This window comes from Bacillus sp. GMs2/2 (assembly GCF_050172095.1).
Taxonomy (GTDB): domain Bacteria; phylum Bacillota; class Bacilli; order Bacillales; family Bacillaceae_G; genus Bacillus_A; species Bacillus_A cereus.
Genome location: NZ_JBNLYE010000390.1, coordinates 1 through 3,509, shown reverse-complemented (window position 1 = coordinate 3,509; position 3,509 = coordinate 1). Strand labels below are relative to the sequence as shown.

The following is a 3,509-nucleotide window of genomic DNA, read 5'->3' as shown; positions in this document are numbered from 1 at the left end:
AACATAAAAAAGCATCTAACTTCGATGCTTTTCAAATAAGTTAAACAATCCTTTTCCGAATCGAACTTGAAATCAAATCAATTATAATTACCATTAAAATGATACCTAATAAAATAATCCCAACACGAGACCAATTCCGTGAACTCAGCGCAAAAATTAAAGGTGTACCAATCCCTCCTGCTCCAATAACCCCTAAAATCGCAGCGGATCGTACATTAATTTCAAATCTGTATAACGTATACGATAGAAAATCCGGTAACACTTGTGGTAACACTGCATACCAAAGTATTTGAAAACGGTTTGCTCCTGTTGCTAGTAACGCTTCCGTCGGTCCTTTATCTATGTTTTCAATTCCTTCTGAATATAGTTTCCCTAACATTCCAATAGAATGTAATCCTAAGGCTAATACTCCTGCAAAAGAGCCTGGACCAACAGCTTTTATAAATAAAAGAGCCATAACTAATTCAGGAAATGTACGAACAAAACTAAGTACAAATTTCCCAGATCCTGAAGTTAATTTTCCACTACTCATATTCGTTGCCGCCCAAAAGGCAAACGGAACAGATAAAAATGCAGAAATAAATGTACCTAATATTGCAATTGCCAACGTATCAATTAATCCATGTAATAAATCTTCACCATCTGGCAAAGATACATACGACCAGTCTGGATTCAATATCCCTGTCATAATTGCTTTCGTAATTTCACCTGCTGTGTCCTTTATCCCCTCTAATGGCACTCCTGAAAAGGCCCATGCATATACAACTGTAAGTGCTATTAAAATAATCCAGCGATATATACTCGGTTTCTTCGGTTTTGGTACAATCATCGTCGTTCTATTCATTATAGTTTCTCCCGCAACAATGTACTAATGTAGTCAATTAACAAAACAACAATAAGGGTATAAATAATTATAGAAGCAGTTTGTTTATATTGTAAAAATCCAAGTGTACGATCATAATATAATCCAATACCACCTGCTCCTACTAAACCTAGGACAGCCGCTGCACGTACATTCACCTCAAATGTATATAGTACATAGGAAACAAAATGTGCTTTTACTTGTGGAATGACTCCATAAACAATCCATTGCACCTTATTAGCCCCTACAGCTGTCATCGCTTCTAGTGGGCCCGGGTCAATTGATTCAATTGATTCATACAACAATTTCGCCACGAGCCCAATTGAGAAAAAAGTAAGAGCTAAAATACCCGGAAGTGGTCCTATTCCAAAAATAGCTACGAAAATTGCCGCTAATAATAAATCTGGTATCGTTCGAATAAAATTTAAAATCAATCGAGCTGGACTGTATAAAAATGTACTAGTAAACACATTACTTGCCGCAAACAGTGCAAGTGGAATAGCTAAAATCGCTCCTAAAGTCGTCCCAATAATCGCCATACGTATTGTATCTAACATTGCTGTTGTAATAACTTGAAAATAACTCCAATCTGGCGGCACCATTTCTTTTAACAAATCCATCATATTAGGAAAACCAACTACTAGCTTTGAAAATGATGCGTCGACCTGTATACTACTTCCCCACAACAGTAAAATGACTAGAATAAACGTTAACATATGTTTTAACTTACTCGGCGGCTTCGGTATCGATTTCGAATATATCGTTACGTCACTCATTTAACTGCCACCTCTAACAATTCATTTTTCTGTGCTACATCTCCATAAATTTCAGCAAATTTTTCATCTGTCGCCTCTTCTACTGAACCATCAAAAACAATTTCTCCTGCATGTAATCCAATAATACGTGTCGCATATTGCCTAGCTAAATCAATAGAATGCAAATTCACAATTGTTGTAATTCCAAAATCTTCATTGATTTTTTTCAAATCATTTAATACTTGCTTTGTCGTAAGTGGATCTAACGATGCAACAGGCTCATCTGCCAATATGATTTTTGCTTCTTGTGCCAATGCTCTAGCTATTGATACACGTTGCTGTTGTCCTCCTGATAATTCATCAGCACGTGCATATGCTTTTTCTAAAATATTCACTCTTTTTAACGCTTGAAATGCGAGCTCCACATCTTCTTTCGGAAACAAACCTAACGTTGTACGTAATGTGGAATGATATCCAATACGACCAGCTAATACATTTTTTAATACTGTTGATCGCTTTACAAGATTAAAACTTTGGAAGATCATACCGATATCCCGGCGCATACGCCTTAATTCTTTTCCTTTCGCAGCAGTAATAGACTCACCTTCAATAATGATTTCTCCTTCGGTAATCTCATGAAGACGATTTACGGATCTGAGAAGTGTAGATTTTCCAGCTCCAGACACCCCTACCATTACAACAAACTCACCTTTTTGAATTTTCAAGTTTATATTATTCAATCCTTTTGTACCATTTGGATACACTTTGGAGACATTTCGAAACTCTATCACACATCTTACCTACCTTCTATGTATTCAAAATGGCAAACTAACTGAAAACATCCCCTTTCAGCTAGCTGCCATTTTCATATGTATTATTGCGTTTTTACTTTCTTCCCATATTCACGAACGATATCAAATTTACTATCATCAGATTTAACATATCCTTCATGTGAATATACTTCTTTAATGATTTTGTGACCTTCCTCATTCTTTCCAATTTCAATGAAAGCATCTTGTAATTTCTTGCTCCACTCTGCATCTAAATCAGATCGTACAGAAATTGTATCGTTCGGAATTTTCTCAGTAAATTTCGCTATTTTCGTTTGATCAAATATATTCGGATAATCTTTTTTTACAATATTACGAGCATCTTGGAATACAACAGCCGCATCTACGTCACCATTTAAAAGAGCAATAAGCGACTGATCGTGACCTTTTAATGTAACAGGTTTCACATCTTTTAACGGATCAATTCCCTCTTTTAATAGAACAGCTGCAGGCCATACATACCCTGCTGATGATGTTACATCTTGATAACCAATCTTTTTACCTTTTAAATCTTTTACACTATTTATATTAGAGTCTTTTTTAACAACAAACTCAGATTTATAATAATCTACTAAATCTTTTGTAGGAGCTCCCGTTTCATCCTCTACTCCAAAACGTTGTGCTTGTAAAATTACATTTGCAGCCTTCTTTTCATGTGCTAATACGTACGCTGTTGGCGGTAAAAATCCTACATCTACTTGTTTAGATGCCATCGCTTCTACAATTGTATTGTAGTTCGTTGAAATACTAACTTTTACTGGAATATTTAACTTATCACTTAATAGCTTCTCAAGCGGTTTTGCCTTCGCCTCTAACGTATCCGCATTTTGAGAAGGAACAAATTGAACATTTAAAGTCTTCGGTACATACCCTTTTTTCGTATCTTCATTTTTACTTGCACTTGACTCTTTCGTCCCGCAGCCACTTAATAATCCCGCTGCTAGTACAACTGTTGTGCTCATTGCAAAAACTTTTTTCAACATGTTAATGCCTCCATTTTTCATTGTTATAAAATAACCTTTCATAAACATGAAGAAATATATCACATATTTTTACAAATAA

At 35.4% G+C, this 3,509-nt stretch carries 4 protein-coding genes; all 4 read right to left on the bottom strand.

Annotated features, from left to right (window positions below; genetic code table 11):
* Positions 1–40: 40 nt before the first annotated feature.
* The 4 genes from phnE (ACQGS6_RS24820) to ACQGS6_RS24805 all read right to left on the bottom strand — a co-directional run bounded on the left by phnE (ACQGS6_RS24820) (position 41) and on the right by ACQGS6_RS24805 (position 3,430).
* Entirely contained in the window at positions 41–844 is an 804-nt protein-coding gene (gene phnE, locus ACQGS6_RS24820) for a phosphonate ABC transporter, permease protein PhnE (RefSeq protein WP_088065845.1), read from the bottom strand.
* Positions 844–1,638, bottom strand: coding sequence for a phosphonate ABC transporter, permease protein PhnE (gene phnE, locus ACQGS6_RS24815; RefSeq protein ID WP_047386637.1), 795 nt, complete (start codon positions 1,636–1,638; stop codon positions 844–846). The genes phnE (ACQGS6_RS24820) and phnE (ACQGS6_RS24815) overlap by 1 nt, the downstream gene beginning before the upstream one ends.
* The gene (phnC, locus tag ACQGS6_RS24810) at positions 1,635–2,408 is read right to left on the bottom strand and encodes a phosphonate ABC transporter ATP-binding protein (RefSeq protein WP_000569261.1); all 774 of its coding nucleotides are present in this window, start codon (positions 2,406–2,408) and stop codon (positions 1,635–1,637) included. The genes phnE (ACQGS6_RS24815) and phnC overlap by 4 nt, the downstream gene beginning before the upstream one ends.
* Positions 2,409–2,491: 83 nt before the next feature.
* A complete protein-coding gene (locus tag ACQGS6_RS24805; protein ID WP_000915062.1) occupies positions 2,492–3,430 on the bottom strand; it encodes a phosphate/phosphite/phosphonate ABC transporter substrate-binding protein in 939 nt (312 codons plus the stop codon).
* Positions 3,431–3,509: the final 79 nt, after the last annotated feature.